Here is a 282-nt window from a genome sequence, read left to right as displayed (position 1 = left end):
GTTGAGTTCGATGCTCATGACGTCGAGCTCAACAATGGCGATGACATCGACGTGCGCAAGCCCGGCCTGTTCGCCTTCCGCACCCGGGGCTTCCTCAACAATGTGCGCGCCGACGGTTGCCAGTATTTCACCACCGTGCTCGGCCCCGGCTACAATGCGAGGGCGCCTCGATCGTCGCCATCTGCGACCGCGATCCGGAACGGCTGCGCATCGTCGGCGATCAGTTCGGCGTAGCGCGGCGCTATGCGGACGCGGCGGCGATGTTCGCGGCCGAAAAGCTCG

General features: G+C 65.2%; 1 protein-coding gene. It reads left to right on the top strand.

All coding sequences use genetic code 11. From position 1 onward, the window contains the following. Window positions 1–234, top strand: a 234-nt coding sequence (locus EN861_RS35075) for an extensin family protein (protein ID WP_245512190.1), incomplete at its 5' end; no start/stop codon positions are given. Window positions 235–282: the final 48 nt, after the last annotated feature.

Origin of the sequence: Mesorhizobium sp. M8A.F.Ca.ET.218.01.1.1 (assembly GCF_004791165.1) — a bacterium.
Lineage (GTDB): Bacteria > Pseudomonadota > Alphaproteobacteria > Rhizobiales > Rhizobiaceae > Mesorhizobium.
Note: the sequence above shows the minus strand (reverse complement) of the source record. Positions and strands in the feature narration are given on the sequence as shown.